Genomic DNA, 18873 nt, shown 5'->3' with positions numbered 1-18873 from the left:
GCGGCGATGATCGACCAACCGCTCAATCGGCGCCGGGCGTTCGCGATGCTCGGTGGCGCGGCGGCGCTGCTTGCCATGCCCGGCGCGGCGTTCGCCCAGGCTGGCGGCAGCGGTGCCGGCAGCGCACTTCCGTCGGGATCGGGCGCGCTCGCCGAACTCTCGCGGCGGCTCCGGACTGCACCGCGCCGGCGCAGCTTCGACACCGTGCCGTTCATGATCGATCGGCGCGAGCTGTGGGATCACGAGGCGTCCGACCTGCTGCTCTCCTATCGGGGTGACAGGAAGCAGATGTGGGAGAGTTCCGACATTGGTGCGCCGTGGCTTAACCTGATGCGGGAGGCGATGAACGGCCAGGTGTTCGCGCATGGCCATCCCGACTTCCTGTCGGTCGCCGCCGTCCACGGCACCGCCCATCTCGCGCTCTTCAATCAGGCGATGTGGGACCGATACGGCCTGGCGGCGAACGCCGGTGGCCAGATCACCCGCAACGCATTCGTGGCCGAGCGGGCGGGGGTGTCCCCGACCGATGATCGGCAGAAGGTGGATGGGTTCTACGGAGCCGGCAACAACAACATCGCGACCCTGCAGCGGCGCGGTGCGGTGATGGTAGCATGCCACGATTCCATTCACGCCATCGCGCGCGGCATCGTTACGAAGGCCGGCACGGGAAGCCCCGACACGGTCGCCGCGGATCTGACGAACAATCTGATCGACGACGTCGTTCTGGTTCCCAGCGTGGTGGCCTATCTCGTAGAGCTGCAGGAGGCGGGCTTCACCTATGCGAAGGCATCGTAGGCGGCGTGAGGTCGAACCGGTGGAGCCGCCGGCGACCGCCTGGCTCGCTCGCCATCTCCCGATCGCGAGTGGGGTCCTGAGGCCGGGGCCGAGTCGTCCACTGCGCAGCTTCGCCTGGCTGGTGGCTCTGCTCATCGTCATGGTGGCGATACTTTCGCTGCAGTCGATCGTCCGCAGTGTCGCGCCGAACCCTACGCTTCTGCTGGTCATCGCGTATGTCACGGTGGTGCTCGCCTACGGCGCCTATGCCGGTCTCGTGCGGCGGTTCGAGCACCGCCAAGTCGAAGAGCTGGCGCTCCGGCGGATGCCCGCCGAGATCATCGGCGGTGTGGCGTTGGGCATCGTCCTGATGTCGCTCGTGGTTGGTGCCCTTTGGATTGTCGGGGCCTACGATGTCACCACCGGTCGATGGTCGGATTTTCCCCATGACGTTCGCGAGGCGCTGGGCACCGGGCTGCTGGAGGAACTGCTCGCGCGGCTGGTGATCTTCCGGATGCTCGCATGTGCGATACGCGTCAGGCCGGCGCTTATCCTGTCCGCCCTTCTGTTCGGTGGGGCGCACCTAGCCAACCCCCACGCTTCCTTCATCACGGCGGCGGCCATCGCGGTCGAGGCGGGGCTCATGCTCGCCGGCTTCTACCTCCTGACGGGGCGGATCTGGCTGTCGGTCGGCGTCCACGCGGGATGGAACTTCGCGCAGGGCGGCATCTTCGGCGCGCCGGTGTCGGGAATGCCCAGCGAGGGCAGCCTCCTCCAAAGCATGCCGCACGAAGGATTTCCGAGTTGGGTGACGGGAGGCGCGTTTGGTCCGGAGGGTTCGCTGGTTGCGGTTCTAATCGGCGCCGCTGCGTTCTGCGTAACCCTTGCGATCCTGCGACGGGAGCCGCGGGCTATCCCGGACGCCTTCTGACATCCACCTGATCGACCGTTCCGCGTGTCACCTCGAGTTAACAGGATGCGTTCCTCTTTCGTTCAACGAGCTGATGCACTACAGTGCGGCGGGAATGGCCAACTGTGCGACGCGGGCACGGGAACGCCCACGAGATCACATGCGCGGCGGGGTTTCAACGGGGTGGTGATTGCGAGGACGATGGCGATCATCGTCGTGGGGGGGTGCTGGCCCTGTGCTGCCTGGGCGCAGGACGCAGCGCCTTCCAAGACGGCGGTGTTGAGCGACATTCAGACCGGTGACGGCGAGGCCGAGATTGTGGTTACGGCCCAACGCCGGCCGGCCGCCGAGCGGGACGTGCCGGCGTCCATCGACCTTCTCACCGCTGATCGGCTTCGCGGGTCGAACGTGAGGACGTTCGAGGGATTGGCCAGGATCGAGACCGGCATGCAGCTGACCGCCTATCAAGGCGAGACGCAGCTCTTCATCCGAGGCGTCGGTGCCGTGACATTCATCGGCGGGTTCGACAGCAGCATCGGAGTCTATTCCGACGGCGTCTACCTGTCCCGCCCGTCGGCGATCGCCCCCGCCTTGTTCGATGTCGATCGGGTTGAGGTCCTCAAGGGCCCGCAGGGCACCCTCTACGGACGCAACGCGACTGCGGGCGCGATCAGCCTCGTCAGTCGCGGACCGACCGATGACTGGACCGGAGACGCGTCAGCCACCGTCGGGAATTACAGCAACATCGACGTGATGGGGGCGGTCGGTGGGCCGATCACGCCGAACCTCAGCTTCCGGTGGGCCGTCGGGAGCGACAATCATTCCGGCTACACGCGCCTCTACTTCGGCCGTGCTGTCGATGGCGGGGAGATCATACGCCACGCCGAGGACCAGCACGATGTCACGTCGCGCCTCTCGCTGAGGTGGCGGCCTGCACCGGACGTCACGGTCGATCTCGCGGGCGACTACTACCGGGCCGACGATCGCGCGGTCGTCTTCCACTTCTCGGGGCCGGGCTACGACAACAGCCCGCTTTTCAACGCGAGGATCGGAATGGGGGAGGTCGGCGGATATGGAAGCCGGCAGGTCTCGACCTCCATCCTCCCCTACAACAAGCCGGAGAACTGGGGAGTGCGCGGGACGGTCGCAATCGATCTGGGTGGCAGCACGCTAAGTTGGACGAGCGCCTATCGGCGGACCCGTCCGCAGAACTACGACGACCTGACGAACAGCTCGGTTCTGGGTGAATCCCAGTTCAAGCAGGAGCGGGCCGAGCAGGTCACCCAGGACGTCATCCTCGCGTCCAATCCCGAGAAGTCGGGCGTGCGCTATGTCGCCGGACTTTCCTATTTTAGGGAGAGGAACGCGATCCGGAACGAGTTTTTCTTCCCGTTCCTAGCCGGATACTTCGGCGGGCAGGGCGTGGCGGACTGCTGCCTTCTCAAGGCGAACGGGAGCACGACGACCGATACCTGGGCGGTCTTCGGGGAGGCGACGTTGGCTTTGGGCTCCAAGTTGGCGGTGACTGTCGGCGGGCGATACTCCCAAGACCGGCATGCGGGCACGAACCTGCTCGATTTCGTCGGCTTCGCGCTGCAGAACGACGCTCGGTTGCCGCCGGTGCGGTTCCGCTCGTTCACTCCGAAGGCGGGTTTGGAATATCGGCCGACCGCAGGCACCCTGGTCTATGCGACCGCCTCCAGAGGCTTCAAGGCCGGAGGCTACAACGTCGGTAGCGGACAGAACACGCCCTTCAAACCGGAGAGCATCTGGTCGTATGAGGTCGGTACGAAGCTGGACATCGGTCCGTCGGCATATCTCCGGGCGAGCGTGTTCCACTATGACTATTCCGACATGCAGGTTCAGGATGTGGATGCTAACACCGTCCTGATCCGGAATGCGGCCAAGGCGAAGATCAATGGGGTGGAGGCCAGTCTTGCCGCACGGCCTGGCCGGAGCCTGAGCGTCAACCTCTCCGCCACCTATCTGCATGCGCGCTTCAGCGAATACCGGACGATCAACACGAAGACCCCTCAGCTCGGCGTCCTCGATCTTTCCGGCAATCCCCTGCCACAGGCACCGGCGTTCAAGGCCAACGCGGGCGTGGAGCGAACATTCCCCGTATCGGGTGGCTGGTCGATCACGGCCCGCGGGGATGCGACCTGGCAGGACCGTATCTACTTCTCAGCCTTCAAGGATCCTCGCGCGACCCAGCCCGCCTATTGGTGGCTCAAGGCCCGGATGACCCTGGTGGCGCCCGGAGGCAGGGACAGGATCGCGGCTTTCGTCGACAACCTGACGGACACAAGGGTGTTCTCGAACATCTCCATTACCGGTGACCTGGATGGCAGCCGCGGGTCCGGAGTTCTGGCACCACCGCGCACCTACGGTTTGCAGTTCACGCGACAATGGTGATGGTGCCACGCGGCAATGATTTCGCGACAGCGGCCGGTGGTTCAGCTATGCATCGGGGGACCTGGGACCGATCGACCGAGGTGAGATGCAGAGTTGGCGGGGCATGAGCGAACGGCGGAGTAGGTTTTTCATAATCACGTTGGCTGCGCTCTTGGCGGTCTGCGTATTCTGGATAGACAGCATCGCGGAGTATGACTTCGCGATATCAATACTTTACCTGGTCGTTCTCGTCCTTGTTTCGCTCGCCGCCGGATCAAAGGCGGTCGTTCGGGCGGCGAAGGCGTGTATCGCCCTGACCATCACCGCCTGGATGGTCGTCCACCTTCGTGATCCGTCGCCGGCAAGCGGTCTGAGATGCTTGTTCGCATGCATCGCCATCAGCGTCACGGCGGCTCTGCTTGTCGGCCGGAAGAGACTCGAGGCTATCAAGCTGGATCTTGAGCGAAGTCGTTCGGAGGTCGACCTCTTCGCGAACTCGGTTCCGTTCGTGCTGTGGCGATCCAATCCGCAGGGTGAGATCGAGTATCTCAACCAGAGTTGGACGACCGTCACTGGGCTTGACCGCGTGTCCGTGCTTGCCGGGCAGCGATACAATGACGTCGTGCATCCCGACGACCTGCCGATCTTGGGCGAGACGGTATCCAAGGCTGTGGCGGAACAGACCGTGACAAACCTGAAGGTCCGGGTCCGACAGGCGGATGGCAGCTATCGGTGGATGCAGATTTACGACAATCCCGCCTTCTCCCCCATCACCGGCCTGGTGGAGCGTTTTGGCGGGCTATCGGACGTGCACGACGAAGTCATGGCGAAGGAGGAGCTTCAAGCGCTCAGGCTCGAATTGGAGGCGAGCAAGGCCGAACTGGCGAACTTGACGGAGTCCGTCCCCCAATTCCTCTGGCGCGCCGATACCTACGGTAACATTGAATTTTGCAACGGCCGATATGCCCAGTTGTCAGGCCGGGAGTTCCACCCGACAATCCGGCAACGCGACTACCTGCTCGATGTCCATCCTGATGACCGACGAGAGTTTCTGATCCGACAGCGGGAGGCAGTGTCTGCGCTCAAGATCCTGCGGGTGAACTATCGGTTGCGGCACGCGGACGGAGACTTCCGCTGGATGTCTCTAGTGGGTCGCCCGGCCAAAGTCGGCGATGGCTCCGAGGATATCCGCTACTACGGCGGCGTCTCCGACATCCATGAGGAGGTTCTGGCGCACCAGAAGGTGCGTGAGCTCAACGAGACGCTCGAGCAACGGGTGGAGGAGCGGACGAACGATCTGCTCCGGACCGAGCGGCGCTATGCGGGCCTTTTCGAGGTTAGCAACATGACCTTCGCCGAGATGGACTTCAGCGCAACCGAGCCTCTTCTTGATCGGCTCCGCGAGCAGGGCGTTACGGAGCTAGGTGCCTATCTCGGTGAGCATCCTGACGAGTTTGCTCATATGCTCTCGCTGATCCGCACGACGAGGGTGAATGAGGCGCTCGCGCGCCTGATGGGCTACGACAGCGTAGCTGAACTCACAGCCAACCCGCCCGCGCAGAACGCGGATGAGGGCCCAGCCGTGCTCTTGCGCCAGCTCGAGATGTATTACGACGGGACCGACCACATCGACGGCCGCACCGTGCTGATCGGGAAGGATGGGATCAGGATCCCGATCTACTTTATGGTCAACCGGTTGGCCGGTGGTTTACACCTGTCGAGCCACATCGACCTGACCGAGCAGGAGCGGCTCGAAGAGATGCGGCGCGCAACTCAGCAGGAACTGGCGCGTGCGAACCGGGTCGCCACCGTCGGTGCTCTTTCCGCGTCCATCGCTCACGAGCTGAACCAGCCGATAGCGTCACTGCTGATCGACGCGAAGACCGTCCGCCGTCTAGTGTCGCGTGATGGACCGGACATCGAGAAGATCGAGCGCGTATTGGACCGGGTCGAACGCACGGCCGAGCGGGCTGCGGATATCGTGGCTAGAACGCGCGAGAATATCGTGGCCGGTAGGCGCGCGGTGCAAGAAATCGACCTGCCGAAACTCGTGAACGAGACCGCTGACGTACTGACCCACGACCTGGCGAGATCGAGTGTAGAGTTGCAGATCAGCGCGCCTGCCAGATTGCCGATGATCAGGGGCGACGCGGTGGAGTTGCAGCAAGTGCTCGTGAATCTGGTGACCAATGCAGCGGACGCGATGCGCGGCCAGGTCGAGCCACGCCGAATATCCATCGAGATATCGGAGCAGGGCGATACGGCGCGAGTGCGCGTCTATGATACCGGGCCAGGCATACCGGAAGAGAACCTGCAGAGGCTTTTCGAACCCTTCTTCACGACCAAGGCGACAGGCATCGGGATGGGGTTGCAGATATGTCGCTCGGCTGTCGAGGCCATGGGTGGTCAGCTGACAGTCACTAACGGCGACGGAGGAGGGGCGTGTTTCACGTTTGACCTGCCGCTTGCTTCGAGATCTTCGGCTGCAGACTGATGTGCCAGAACGCGGTTAGCTTCGTCGGTAGGGCCGGGATCTGTCCGAGCGGGCATCAACTCGGTTGCTGCGATATCGGGAGAACGTCGCAACGATTATGAGGGCGTCCTGGCCAAGATGTGAGCTACCAGCAGTAGCCGAAGCGGAAACAAGACCAAGGCTCCCCGCACCACTTGATGCGGAGAGCCTCAGATTTTCAGCTCTCGGATAACCGCGACCAAATCAGGCCTTGATGAACGCCAGGATTTCCGGGTTGAGCACGTCGGCGTGGATCGTGAGCATGCCGTGGGGATAGCCCTTGTAGGTCTTCAGCTCGCCCTTCTTGAGGAGCTTCACCGAAAGCAAGGCGGCATCCGCGATCGGGACGATCTGATCGTCCTCGCCATGCATGACGAGCGTCGGCACCTCGATCTTCTTCAGATCCTCGGTGAAGTCGGTTTCCGAGAAGGCCTTGATGCAGTCGTAATGCGCCTTGGCGCCGCCCATCATGCCCTGCCGCCACCAGTTCTGCACGGTCGCAGGGATGACCTTCGCATCCGGGCGGTTGAACCCGTAGAAGGGACCACTGGCCAGATCGAGGAAGAACTGGGCGCGGTTCGCTGCGAGCGCGCTACGGAGGCCGTCAAACACGGAGATCGGCGAGCCGCTAGGGTTCTTGTCGGATTTCACCATGACCGGCGGCACCGCACCGGCGAGCACAACCTTGGCTACACGGCCTGGTTTGGCGCGGGCCGCGTAGCGGGCTGCCTCGCCACCACCGGTCGAGTGGCCGATGTGGACGGCGTTCTTCAGATCGAGCTTATCGGTCAATTCGATAAGGTCGGCGACGTAGGTGTCCATGTCGTTGCCGGTGTCGGTCTGGGTCGAACGGCCATGACCGCGGCGGTCATGGGCGATCACGCGGAAGCCCTTGCTGAGAAAGAACAGCATCTGCGTGTCCCAATCGTCGGCCGAGAGCGGCCAGCCGTGATGGAAGACTACGGGCTGCGCGTCCTTGGGACCCCAGTCCTTGTAGAAGATCTCTGTTCCGTCCTTGAGAGTGATGGTTGCCATGGTGGTGTTTCCTTTGACGTCTGGCGAGGTGTTGGCCTGGGTGCAGGCGGGAAGGGTGGCGACTAGGCCGAGGGCGGCAATGCCGCCAAGCAGCTCGCGGCGGCTGGTCTCCGGCGTCCAGCCCGGTTCGAGAAACGCAGTCATTCGGCTCCTTTCAAGTTCTCGACGGCTTCCTCGGTCGACCAGAGTGCGTTGGCCAGCCAGCGGAAGTTGAGCAGCGCGGCTGCGTATGCGTCTCCCTCAGGAATCTTGCTTCCTGCAGTCGCGTCGCGGACGACTACGACCTCCAGCCCGTGCTCGACGAAGTCGCGCAGGTGGGATTCCACGCAGAAGTTCGCTGCCATGCCGGCGAGGATAACCTGGGTGGCTCCGGTCTTCCGCAGCTGGAAGAAGGTGTCGTTGGTCTGGGGACCGGCAATCTTGTGGGGTGAGCAGACCACGGTCCGTCCATCCTCGATCACGTCCTTCAGGGCCGGCAGCCAGTCGGCGCCCGAGCCTTCGAAGCCGTCGACAGAGAGCGGGTCCTTCCGCTGGAACATGCCGAGCTTGTGCATGAGCGCCTCGCCAGGTGCGTTGAACTTCCAGCGGTCGTCATGGGGATAGTAGTAGTGGGGCGAGATGATGATGGGGATCCCGGCGGTGCGGGCCGCCTCCATCAGCTTGCGCAGGTTGGGCACCGTTCCGTGTTCGGCGATACTCTCAGCGAACACCGCGTATGCGGCACCGTCCTCGCCGAGAAAATCGGTCTGCGGATCGGTGATGACGAGCGCCACCCGTTCGATATCGAGCGTGAAGTTGCTCGGCGGCAGCGCGGGCTCAAGCGGATCGGCATAGGCCGGGTTGGCGGGGGTGTAGGTCATCACGCTCCTCGTGAAGGTTGCGTGATGATCATGCGGCTGCGTGCTGCTGTGCGCCATTCTACTAGGGGCGGCGCGCGCCCATACCATGGTCGGTGCGCCTGGGCGGCTGAGGCTGTTACCGCGATGGGGAGCAAAGGTGTTTGCGGCTCTGGCGCTCTCTGAATTGCGCATGTTCAGCTGACCCCGTTTCTTGACCGTGGTGCAGCAGCTCTGAAGGCTCACGCCGAGGCTTTGGGATTTGTCGTGAAGAACGGCTGGAAGAGCCGTTCCGGCTTCTCCTGTTAAGTGCCCGAAACGCTATCCGCGAACCTGACTTCGACAATCACAATCGTCCCGGTCTTTGCACGATGTCTCCGGTATCGCGCATGCCCTCGGCGGCGTTCGTTAAAGTGTTCAGGAGCCCTTGCCGCAGCCAGACAGCGCAATCGCCGCGGCCAGTGTTCGGCCAGCCCATTTAAGAAGCCGTCGCTGATGAGTTCCGTCCACGCGACGCGTCATCCTGTCCACGGGTGACGACCAACCGATAAGCCGCCCCAGACCATCGTAGGTATCGCCTTGCGACCGGCGACGCTCCAGTTCTGGCGGCAGAGGAGAATCGTAATGGATAATCATCAGACTGCGCCTGCGCGTCACGTCGAAGTCGGTAGCACGAATTTCGCATACCGTCGTTTCGGTCACGCGACGGGAACGCCGATCGTGCTGCTTCAGCACTTCACTGGCGGCATGGATCATTGGGATCCTCTCCTTACGAATGGGTTGGCGGAAGGACGGGAGGTGATCCTCGTCGACTTCCCCGGCATCGGTGGCTCGACTGGTGAGACGCCGCGGACGATAGAGGGTGTGGCGGCCGCCATCCTCGATTTCGTGGATGCGATCGGCCTCGACAAGTTCGATCTTCTGGGCTTCTCGTTCGGCGGCATGGTCGCCCAGGCGTTCGCAAAGGCGAACGCGCAGCGGCTGAACCGGCTGATCCTGTGCGGCACCAGCCCACGCGGCGGCGAGCCCTCGCCATTCATCGTCGAGGTGCGGCAGCGCGCGACTGGAAATGCTAACCAGGACGACTTCCTCTGGCTGTTCTTCGGGCATTCGGAGACAGGCAAGGCGGCAGGTCGGGCGTTCTGGGAGCGTCGCATGGAGCGCACCGAGGATCGCGATCCTCCGACGGCGCCTGAGGGCATCATGGCGCAGCAGCTGGCGGGTCGCGATTGGCTCGAGCCGCACGGCGAGCGCTTCGCGGACCTCGCGGCGATCACGGCGCCGACGATGATCGTCAACGGCACGCTCGACGTGATGCTGCCGACGATCAATTCCTTCCACCTGCAGCAGCACATTCCAGATGCGCAGCTGGTCATCTATCCGGACGCGGGGCATGCCTCGCAGTTCCAGCACCCGGAGCTCTTCCTGAAGCATGCCCGGATATTCCTCGACGGCTAGGTCGGCGGCTTGGCGCGCACGAGCTGGTCCGCCAGCTCGCTGACGCGCTGATGGCCGAGGTTGAATTCGCCTAGTTCATCGAGTGCCGCTGGCGACACGCGGTCGTCCGTGTCGTTATGACTCTGTGTCTGTTAGTCGGTGCCGCCCAGCCAGGCCAGCCGGACCTGCGGGTTCGCGGACGCGATCGCGCTCGCGCTGCGGATTCCCTTGCAGCGCCACGACCCATTCGCCTGCGACACCGCCTCCCCGAAGCTGTTGAAGCACTGCGCTTTCGTTTCGGTTTCGAAGGGTAGCAGGAGGCGTCAAGCCAAAATGCTCGCTACGCGCCTCTGGATGACGTCGTCGACTGCGACCCCTACCAAAGAACAGGTTCGACCGACCGGCGGACGGCTGTTTGGCGGCTGGGTGTTCGGCGATATTCGCATCGACCGGGCCAGCAAGACCCACCCCCCTGATGCTGCATCGCCCCCGCAGCAGGCTGGCCCGGCACCTTCTAGAGCGAGGTGAGCGATGAGCATCTACGGCAGGCACTTTTCGCAGGCGGCGTTGCGTGCGGCGATCGGATCAAGCGGCCTCCTCGCGACGCTGCTCTTCACCCTCCTCGCGAGGCTCTGAGGCCTTAGCGACCATGTCAGGCGTCGATGAGATCAGGTGCCACAGCGCCGCGCGCCGCGCGACGTATCACGTTCGGAGGTTGACCGAAGGTCCGCAGGAACGCTCGCCGCATACGGTCCCGATCCGCGAACCCCGTCTGCTGTGCGACGACGTGGATCGAGTGGTTGCTGTCCTCCATGAGCGTGCGGGCCGTCTCGAGCCTGAGATGCTCGATGGCCTTTGCAGGCGACTGCCCGGTCTCGGTCTGGAACGCGCGGCTGAACTGCCTCGGCGAGAGATGCGCCACCTCGGCGAGGTCCTCGACCGACAACCGGCTGGTGAGGTTGCGCCGCGCGAAGGTCAGCACCGCCTGCATCCTGTCCGACTTGGGTTCGAGTTCGAGAAGGGTCGAGAACTGCGACTGACCGCCGCTGCGGCGATGATAGACGACGAGCTTTCGCGCCACGAAGCGCGTGGCCTCCATGCCGAGATCCTCTTCGACCAGAGCGAGAGCGAGATCGATGCCGGCGGTCATGCCCGCGGATGTCCAGATTGGCCCGTCGGCGATAAAGATGCGGTCCTCCTCCACTTTTATCCGAGGATACCGCTCCGCCATCCCGCGCGCATACATCCAGTGCGTAGTTGCGCGCCTGCCGTCCAGAAGCCCCGCCTCCGCCAGGACCAGGGCACCAATGCAAGGCGCGGCGATGCGCCGGGCGAACTTCGGCGCCATGCGGACGAAGTCAACAACCTCGGGCGTCGCGTCCTCCATGCTGCCACCCACGACGAGCAGATCCAGCGGCTCTCCCGAGAACGGCGTCGTCATCACCTCGAACCCCACGGACGTCCGGACCGGCCCGCCTGTTTCGGAGAGCATCTGCACGTCGTAGACGGCCTCGCCGGCTTGCAGATTGGCGATCTCGAAGACCGTCGCGACCGCCAGGCTCATAGGCGAGTAGCCCGGATGCAGGATGAAACCGACCTTGCGCATGGCGTGCCCTTGGAATGTCCTGAAATGACGTTTCTATGTCATTTCGGACGCACACTTTCAAGCCTAACTATCACTCGACCGCAACGGGCGGCCTAGAAGGAGACTTCCAATGAGCAACATGGGAACTGCGCTCGTCACCGGCGCCTCGAGTGGGATCGGGGCGATCTATGCCGATCGGCTCGCCAAGCGCGGCTACGATCTGATTCTCGTCGCGCGCAACACCGACCGTCTGCAGGCCGTCGCGGAGCGGATCAGCGACGAGGCCGCCCGCGCGGTCAACGTGCTCACCGCCGACCTTTCAGACGGCGACGACCTCTTCCGGGTCGAGCAGGTCCTTCGTGACAACGCCTCGATCACGATGCTGGTGAACAATGCCGGCTTCGGCGGCGTGACCCCGCTTCTCGACACAGACGTCGAGCGAATGGAGCTCATGGTCGATCTCAACGTCACGGCGCTCATGCGTTTGAGCTACGCGGTGGCACCGGCCTTCGTCGCCCGTGGCACTGGAACGATCATCAACATCTCCTCGATCGTCGCGATCGGACCCGAAATTCTCAACGGTGTGTATGGTGGCACCAAGGCCTTCGTGCTCGCCTTCACCCAGTCGCTCCAGCATGAGCTTGGAGACAGGGGCGTGCGGGTCCAGACTGTCCTGCCCGGCGGCACGGCCACTGAGTTCTGGGAAATCGCCGGCTTCGGAACATACGCCGACAGCCCGCTGGCGATGCCTGCCGAGAAGATGGTCGACGCGGCTCTGGCTGGTCTCGACCTGGGCGAGGTGGTTACCATTCCGCCGCTTCAGGACGGAGCGCTCTGGGATGAATACGAGGCCCTGCGCCGTCGCATCTCCGCTGATCTGGCCCATGCCGAACCCGGTGCTCGCTATCTCGCGAAGGTGTCGTGAGCGCCGTGGGCGAGAGAGCGGGCCTGGCGGAGGTCATGCCGGAGCCTGAGACGATCGAACTGGACGGTTTCGCGCTGCGGATCGTCCGGGGAGGGCGCACGGCCGGCGTTCCGATCCTCCTGACGAGCGCATGGCCTCAAAGCCTCTACGCGTTTCGGAAGGTTTGGACCCAGTTGGCGGAACTCGGTCCGCTGGTCGCGGTGGATCTGCCGGGCTTCGGGCGTTCGGACGCCAATCCGACGGCTCTCTCTCCTGCGGGCATGGGTGCGTTCATCATTCGGCTGCTTGATCGGATGGGCATCGAGCGCTGCCATGCCGTCGGTCCGGACGTTGGAACCGCCGCGATGCTGTTCGCAGCCCATGACGCACCCGACCTCTTCGCGACGATCACGATCGGCAGCGGTGGCACGGACATGAGTCTCGTCGGTGAGCGCCTGCGCGGGATCATCGAAGGCCGGGTGGAGGGCTTGGATGTCGGCAAGGATGCTCGAGTGATCGTCGAGGGCATCAAGGCACTGGGGGCGACGGAGCCCCGGCCGATGTCATGGAGGACTACCGCCTCTCTTCCGCGGATGGGCGGTATCGAGAGGCGGCGGAATATGTCCGGGCCTATCCACGCGATCTGCCGATCCTTCAGGCTTTCGCCGGGAAGATCGGAACTCCGGTCCTGGTCATCTCGGGCCAGACCGACCCGCTGGTGCCGCCTGCCAACGGCGAACTGCTCGAGCGCATCCTTCCTCACTGCCGACACGTGGTCCTCAACGCCGGACACTTTGTCTGGGAGGACGCCTCCACCGAAGACGCAAACCTCGTCGCCACCTGGATCCGCAGCGGCGGCGACCTCGACTGAACATTTTACCTCGGAGAAGAGACATGCAACTGACTGACAACACCATCTTCATCACCGGATCGACGTCGGGCATCGGCCGCGCGCTGGCCGAGCAGTTCCACAAGCTGGGCAATCAGGTCATCGTCGCCGGCCGCCGTCAGGCGCTCATTGACGAGGTGGTCGCGGCCAACCCCGGCATGGCGGGCCTCCGGCTCGACATCACCGATCCCGCGAGCATCGAGGCGGCGGCCGCTGAGCTGACGTCGCGTTTTCCCAATCTCAACGTCCTCATTAACAATGCCGGCATCATGCCGTTCGACGATCCCTCAAGCGTCGTGGACGATGCGGTCAGCCAAGCGATCCTCACGACGAACCTGTTGGGGCCGATCCGCATGACCTCGGCGCTGATCGAGCACCTGAAGGCCCAGCCGCGCAGCGTGGTCATAAACAACACGTCGGTTCTCGCCTATGTGCCGTTGGCGACCAACGCCGTCTACTCGGCCAGCAAGGCGGCGCTTCACACCTATACGCTTTCGCAGCGCTTCATGCTGCGCGACAGCTCGGTGCTGGTGCAGGAGATCGCTCCGCCATGGGTGGACACCGACCTCATCGGCAAGAGCGGCGACCCGCGCGCGATGCCGCTCGACGACTTCATCGCGGAGACCATGACGAAGCTGGCAACCGACGACGAGGAGATCATCGTCGATGGCATCAAGGCGTTCCGCGACAATCCGGGTGCTAGCGAGCATGCCGTGGTCAACGGCTTCAACGCTGCGATGGTCGAGAATCCGATCCCCGTCCCGCTGGCGGCCTGATCACGCAGAGGCGGGTTCCGAGACCGTCGGCCTCCGGAACCCGCAACTCTCAGGGAGTTGGGAGAATGAAGAGAAGAGGGGTAGGTCGCGCAACGCCGCCACTGGCAATTCTGACCGCCACGGCGATCATCGTGTTTGCCGCCATACGCCCTGCGATCGGTGACGCCTGCATCGCCGCGATCCTCGCCTGTTTGTCTGTCCTGCCGTTCGCTTCGAGTATCCTCCGGGCGGGCGGGCCACCGGTTCGGAAGCGGGCGCGTTCAGGAGCGACGTCCATTCTCACCTAAATGGCAGGCATATAGTCTAGGTCAAAACAAGCCACGGGTGGCAACGCCCGGTCAAAGCGATCTAGGGTGACATCTTTGAGCCTGACCAAGAAATCTGGACGGACGAAGTGCAGTCGGTCGCTCCCAGGAAGTAGATTAGCTCTTCTGGAGGCGACGACGGCCGGGGGCGGTCACGCCTCCGGCCGTCCGTGTTCTCACAACTCGGCCGAGGCGGCGAACGCATCCATCGCGCGGGTGGAGTAGACCAGTCCGGCACCTGCGTTTAGCGAGATCGCGACTGCGAGCGCCTCGGCGAGCTCCTCCTCGGTAGCACCCGCCTCGCGGGCGGCCTTGGTGTGAACCGTGATGCAGCCGTCGCAGCGCAACGTGATCGCGCAGGCCACTGCGATCAGCTCCCGCGTCTTGGGATCGAGGTGCCCGGTCTTCGCACCGGCACCGCCCAGCATGGCGTAGCCGCGCGTGGTGTCGGGCGTGAGCTTGCCGATGCCGCCGACGCCGGCGAGCACCTGGTCGCGATATCCATTCCAGTCCATCATGTGCATTGCGTGTTCTCCTGTGGTTTGAAGTTATTCCTCGCGCACGCGCTTCACGTCTTCGGCGCTGATGCGGGAAGGTTTGGAGCCGAAGCGCGCGGTCACGTAGTTGGCCACGTCCGCGATCTCGGCGTCGGTGTAGGCGGCTCGGAAGCTCGGCATGTATGCACCCGCTCGCTCGGGGGATCCGCCCGTGCCGTTGAGGATCATCATCGCGACGTTTGCGGCGGTGCCGTCGTTCACCGCGCGGTTGCCGGTGAGCTGCTGGTCGCTGGTGATCGCCCCACGGCCGCTCCAGGCGTGGCAGCTGGCGCAGGCGCCTTGGAATATCCGCTTTCCGGGGAGGTTGTCCCCGGGACCGGCGCTGGCGAGGGCAGGGGCGGGGCCTGCCATCTCAGGCGAGGCCTCGGTGCGCACGGCTGGGATGGTGCGAAGATACGCGACCATCGCAGCGATGTCGGACGCGGTCAGGCGGCTCGTGCTCAGTTCAACGGCTTCCGCCATCGGCCCTGACGCAACGCCACGCCCTTCAGCGTGACCCTTCGACAGATATTGGGCGAGCTCGGCGTCGGTCCAGGCGCCGATGCCGCTCAGCCGGTCTCCGGTGATGTTGTAGGCGTTCCAGCCCTCTGCCTGGCCACCGGAGAACTTGGCCCGGGTGTTCATCGCCTGCATGAGGGTGCGTGGCGTATGGCACTCTCCGCAATGTCCGGCAGCCTCGACAAGATAGGCGCCCCGGTTCCATTGCGGGCTCCGCTCGGCTACCGGTTCGAACCGCTTGCCCGGATTGAAGAACGTGCCCCAGATCGCCATCAGCCAGCGCTGGTTGAACGGGAACGCGAAGGTGTTCGGCTGATTGGGTCTGCTGACCGGAGGCAACGACGCGAGGTAGCGCCTTATCGCGAGCACGTCGTCGTCCGTCAGCATCGTATAGGACGCGTAGGGGAAGGCGGGATAGAGCCGCTCGCCGCTGCGTCCGATGCCCTTGTGCACCGCGCGCAGGAACTGGGCATCCGTCCACGCGCCGATTCCAGTATCGCGATCTGGCGTGATGTTGGGTGTGTAGATGGTGCCGAAGGGCAGTTTGAAGGGACGGCCTCCGGCAAATGGCGTGCCGCCCTTCGCCGTGTGGCATGCGGCGCAATCCGCCGCCTCAGCGAGGTAACGCCCCTTCGTGAGGGGATCCGCATTCTCCAGTTCGGCGGGCACGCCCGTCAGCGGGGCACGCGTGTATTCCGCAAGCGATACGCGCGTTCCGCCAGCGAAGGCGAGGGCGTCCGGGAGGAAGAGCATCCGCCACGCCACCACCAGCAAGACGAGGAGCGCGGCTCCGATGAGCATGAGCAGGTTTCGGCGGCGCCCGATCATCACAGAGCCCCTTTCGCCAGCCGGGCTGTATCGACGGGCATCCGGGTCAGGTGGACGCCCGTGGCCGCGTAGATCGCATTGGCGACCGCTGCCTGGACCGAGACTGTCCCTGGCTCGCCGATGCCACCGGGCACCTCCGCGTTACGCACGACATGGACTTCGATCCGCGGCGTCTCGTCCATCCGGACCACCCGGTAGTCGTGGAAGTTGCTCTGCTCGGTGCGACCGTTGGCGATCGTGATGCGACCGTGGAGAGCTGCGGAAAGGCCGAATACGATCCCTCCCTGGATTTGGGAGACGATGCCGTCCGGATTCACCGGCGTTCCGCAGTCCACCGCTGAGGTCATCCGCAGCACCCGGACGCCGCCCTCGTCGTCGACCGAAACCTCGGCGATCGTGCAGACATAGGTGCCGAAGGCGTATTGCAGGCTGATGCCGCGACCATGCCGGTCGGGTAGGGACGATCCCCAACCGGCCTTTTCAGCGGCCAGATCGAGCACGGCGCGTGCGCGCACCTGCTTCCCAATCAGGCTTCTGCGGAATTCGAGCGGATCACTTTCGACTTCGCGCGCCACGCGGTCGAGGAAGCTCTCAGTCGCGAACACGTTCATGTTGGGACCGACGCCGCGCCAGAAGGCGGTGTTGATGCCCCGTGGTTCGTGTCGCACCCAGGTCACGTAGCTTGATGGGAAGTCGTAGGGCGTCTCGGCGGCGCCATCGACGGCGTCGTTGTCGATCTTCCCATCGAAGGCGGGAGGGAGCCAGCGACCCACGACCGTCGGCCCGACGACCTTGTGGCCCCAGGCGACCGGCTTGCCGTCCTCGACGCTCGCTCGCATCCAGCTGCCATAGACAGATCGATACGGCGCGCGGGCAATGTCCTCCTCGCGGGACCAGACGACCTTGACGGGCCCATCGACGTGGCGGGCGATGCGGACGGCCTTGCGGACGCCGTCCACCTCGAGCCGTCGACCAAAGCCCCCACCGATCAGATGGTTGTGAACCGTCACCCGTTCTGGCGGCAGCCCGGCCTCCTCCGCTGCGGCTCGCTGGGCCATCGTCATGACCTGAGTTCCGACCCAGACTTCGCAACTGTCCGGCGTAACTTGCACGGTGCAGTTCATCGGCTCCATAGCGGCGTGGGCGAGCAGCGGGAGCTCATAGAACTCGGAGATCACCTCCTCGCCTGAGAGTTTCGGCTTCGCGCCAGTATCCACCGCGACCGCTCCCTCGGACCTGCCTGCTTCGGCGAGGGCGGTCCGCAGGTGCTCCGTCGAGAGAGAACCGAACTCTCCGTCGCTCCACTGAATGTCGATGGCGGCGAGGGCACGCATCGCGCCCCAGCTGGTGTCCGCGACCACCGCGACGAGATCGTCGAGCACTATGATTTGGCTGACGCCGGGCAGTCCACGCGCCTGCGTATCGTCGATGTGCGCGATCTTCCCGCCGGTGACGGGCGCGCAGGCGAGGCTCGCGAAGCGGACGCCCTCAGGCATCGCGTCAATGCCATATTTCAGGGAACCGTTCGTCTTCTCTGGTGTGTCAAGGCGACGGTGCGACCGGCCGATGAGCCGGAATTGCTCGGGCCTCTTGAGCGTAGGCTGTGTCGGCGGCGTCTCTCGCATCGCGGCGCCGGCGAGCGTTCCGTATTCTGCGCGGCGCCCACTGTCGTCGTGGATGACCGCGCCGGCCTCGGTCCGACAGCCTGCGGGATCGACGCGCCAGCGACGAGCTGCGGCAGCAACGAGCATTGCACGCGCGCTTGCGCCCACGTTGCGCAGCTGGAGCCAATAGCCCCTGACCGAGGTCGAGCCGCCGGTGGCCTGCACCTTGAAGATGGGGTTGCCGTAGAGCTTGTCGCTTGCGGGCGCTGCCTCGAGCGTCACGCCGTCGAGTGGAAGGTCGAGCTCCTCCGCGATCAGCATCGAGAGCGCGGTGTAGATGCCCTGACCCATTTCGGTCTGAGGCATGATGAGGGTCGCGCGTCCATCGCCGGCTATGCGGACAAATGCGTCGGGGGCGAAGGCTGCCGTAGTCGCATCGGAGACGGCGGCGATGCTGGCACTGCGGAGATTGACGCCGAGCAGGAAGACGGCGCCTCCCGCGGCAGCGAGGCGAAGGGCGTCACGCCTTGAGAGAGCGGCCTCAGGCACGGATCGCGGCCTGCTTGATACCCTCGCGAATGCGGACGTAGGTGCCGCACCGGCAGATGTTGCCGGACATGGCGGCGTCAATCGCGTCGTCGTCGGGCTTCGGATTGGAGGCGAGGAGCGCCGCGGCCGCCATGATCTGCCCCGACTGGCAGTATCCGCACTGGATGACCTCGAGATCGAGCCACGCCTTTTGAACTGCGGCACCGATCGCCGTGGAGCCTACGCCTTCAATCGTGGTGATGGCCCGCTTGCCGACTGCGCTGACTGGTAGTCTGCAAGATCGAACGGCTTCACCGTCGACGTGGACCGTGCACGCACCGCACTGGGCGATGCCGCAGCCGAACTTCGTCCCAGTCAGGCCCAGTATGTCGCGGAGAACCCAGAGCAGCGGCGTGTCGCCGTCCACGCTCGTCTCGCGTCTCTCATCATTGATGTTGATCTCGACCATGCTGTCCTCCCTGCGAGGGGAGGTTGCCGCAC

General features: G+C 64.4%; 16 protein-coding genes and 1 pseudogene. 9 read left to right on the top strand and 8 right to left on the bottom strand.

Annotated features, from left to right (window positions below):
- The first annotated feature begins 6 nt into the window (after window positions 1-6).
- The 4 genes from tetH to AC1VV3_RS20600 all read left to right on the top strand — a co-directional run bounded on the left by tetH (window position 7) and on the right by AC1VV3_RS20600 (window position 6572).
- Window positions 7-795 (top strand): thiosulfate dehydrogenase, encoded by a 789-nt coding sequence (gene tetH / locus AC1VV3_RS20615; RefSeq protein ID WP_431568162.1) that lies wholly within the window; start codon window positions 7-9, stop codon window positions 793-795.
- A 121-nt stretch (window positions 796-916) separates the two neighbouring features.
- Window positions 917-1705 (top strand): CPBP family intramembrane glutamic endopeptidase, encoded by a 789-nt coding sequence (locus AC1VV3_RS20610; protein WP_431568161.1) that lies wholly within the window; start codon window positions 917-919, stop codon window positions 1703-1705.
- Window positions 1706-1885: 180 nt separating this feature from the next.
- Complete coding sequence (locus AC1VV3_RS20605) at window positions 1886-4099, top strand: TonB-dependent receptor (RefSeq protein WP_482962346.1); 2214 nt, start codon at window positions 1886-1888, stop codon at window positions 4097-4099.
- Between the two features lie 139 nt (window positions 4100-4238).
- Window positions 4239-6572 carry a PAS domain-containing sensor histidine kinase gene (locus AC1VV3_RS20600; RefSeq protein WP_482962345.1) on the top strand — a complete coding sequence of 778 codons (2334 nt, stop codon included), beginning with the start codon at window positions 4239-4241 and terminating at the stop codon, window positions 6570-6572.
- 222 nt (window positions 6573-6794) lie between these two features.
- Here the strand turns inward: AC1VV3_RS20600 and AC1VV3_RS20595 are convergent, their stop codons facing one another.
- From AC1VV3_RS20595 to AC1VV3_RS20585, 3 genes are all read right to left on the bottom strand, one after another.
- Window positions 6795-7625, bottom strand: coding sequence for an alpha/beta fold hydrolase (locus AC1VV3_RS20595; RefSeq protein ID WP_482963166.1), 831 nt, complete (start codon window positions 7623-7625; stop codon window positions 6795-6797).
- A gap of 140 nt (window positions 7626-7765) precedes the next feature.
- Entirely contained in the window at window positions 7766-8485 is a 720-nt protein-coding gene (locus tag AC1VV3_RS20590) for a cysteine hydrolase family protein (protein WP_431568158.1), read from the bottom strand.
- 393 nt (window positions 8486-8878) lie between these two features.
- Window positions 8879-9217, bottom strand: coding sequence for a hypothetical protein (locus AC1VV3_RS20585; protein WP_482962344.1), 339 nt, complete (start codon window positions 9215-9217; stop codon window positions 8879-8881).
- Between AC1VV3_RS20585 and AC1VV3_RS20580 the strand changes: the two genes are divergently transcribed.
- The gene (locus AC1VV3_RS20580; RefSeq protein WP_482962343.1) at window positions 9209-9919 is read left to right on the top strand and encodes an alpha/beta fold hydrolase; all 711 of its coding nucleotides are present in this window, start codon (window positions 9209-9211) and stop codon (window positions 9917-9919) included. The two genes, AC1VV3_RS20585 and AC1VV3_RS20580, sit on opposite strands and share 9 nt — an antisense overlap.
- A 631-nt stretch (window positions 9920-10550) precedes the next feature.
- Here AC1VV3_RS20580 and AC1VV3_RS20575 read toward each other — a convergent pair.
- Window positions 10551-11504, bottom strand: a complete 954-nt coding sequence (locus AC1VV3_RS20575; protein WP_482962342.1) for a GlxA family transcriptional regulator — start codon at window positions 11502-11504, stop codon at window positions 10551-10553.
- 109 nt (window positions 11505-11613) lie between these two features.
- Between AC1VV3_RS20575 and AC1VV3_RS20570 the strand changes: the two genes are divergently transcribed.
- The 4 genes and pseudogenes from AC1VV3_RS20570 to AC1VV3_RS20555 all read left to right on the top strand — a co-directional run bounded on the left by AC1VV3_RS20570 (window position 11614) and on the right by AC1VV3_RS20555 (window position 14052).
- Window positions 11614-12408 (top strand): SDR family NAD(P)-dependent oxidoreductase, encoded by a 795-nt coding sequence (locus AC1VV3_RS20570; protein ID WP_482962341.1) that lies wholly within the window; start codon window positions 11614-11616, stop codon window positions 12406-12408.
- 35 nt (window positions 12409-12443) lie between these two features.
- A pseudogene (locus tag AC1VV3_RS20565) lies at window positions 12444-12800 on the top strand (alpha/beta fold hydrolase); the annotation flags it as partial.
- A gap of 152 nt (window positions 12801-12952) precedes the next feature.
- On the top strand, window positions 12953-13258 hold the full coding sequence (locus AC1VV3_RS20560) for an alpha/beta fold hydrolase (RefSeq protein ID WP_482962340.1): 306 nt from the start codon (window positions 12953-12955) through the stop codon (window positions 13256-13258).
- A gap of 23 nt (window positions 13259-13281) precedes the next feature.
- Window positions 13282-14052 carry an SDR family oxidoreductase gene (locus AC1VV3_RS20555; RefSeq protein ID WP_482962339.1) on the top strand — a complete coding sequence of 257 codons (771 nt, stop codon included), beginning with the start codon at window positions 13282-13284 and terminating at the stop codon, window positions 14050-14052.
- A gap of 481 nt (window positions 14053-14533) precedes the next feature.
- Here AC1VV3_RS20555 and AC1VV3_RS20550 read toward each other — a convergent pair whose 3' ends face one another.
- From AC1VV3_RS20550 to AC1VV3_RS20535, 4 genes are read right to left on the bottom strand one after another with little or no spacing between them, the layout of a single operon-like run.
- Window positions 14534-14881: a carboxymuconolactone decarboxylase family protein gene (locus AC1VV3_RS20550; protein ID WP_431568153.1), complete on the bottom strand. Its 348-nt coding sequence runs from the start codon at window positions 14879-14881 to the stop codon at window positions 14534-14536.
- Window positions 14882-14905: 24 nt separating this feature from the next.
- A complete protein-coding gene (locus AC1VV3_RS20545; protein WP_482962338.1) occupies window positions 14906-16240 on the bottom strand; it encodes a c-type cytochrome in 1335 nt (444 codons plus the stop codon).
- Window positions 16240-18393: a xanthine dehydrogenase family protein molybdopterin-binding subunit gene (locus tag AC1VV3_RS20540; RefSeq protein ID WP_482962337.1), complete on the bottom strand. Its 2154-nt coding sequence runs from the start codon at window positions 18391-18393 to the stop codon at window positions 16240-16242. Before AC1VV3_RS20540 ends, AC1VV3_RS20545 begins: the two co-directional genes overlap by 1 nt.
- Complete coding sequence (locus AC1VV3_RS20535; protein ID WP_482962336.1) at window positions 18386-18841, bottom strand: (2Fe-2S)-binding protein; 456 nt, start codon at window positions 18839-18841, stop codon at window positions 18386-18388. The genes AC1VV3_RS20540 and AC1VV3_RS20535 overlap by 8 nt, the downstream gene beginning before the upstream one ends.
- Window positions 18842-18873 lie beyond the last annotated feature (32 nt).

Source organism: Novosphingobium sp. BL-S-34 (genome assembly GCF_056857015.1).
This window is presented reverse-complemented; position numbering and strand designations above follow the sequence as displayed.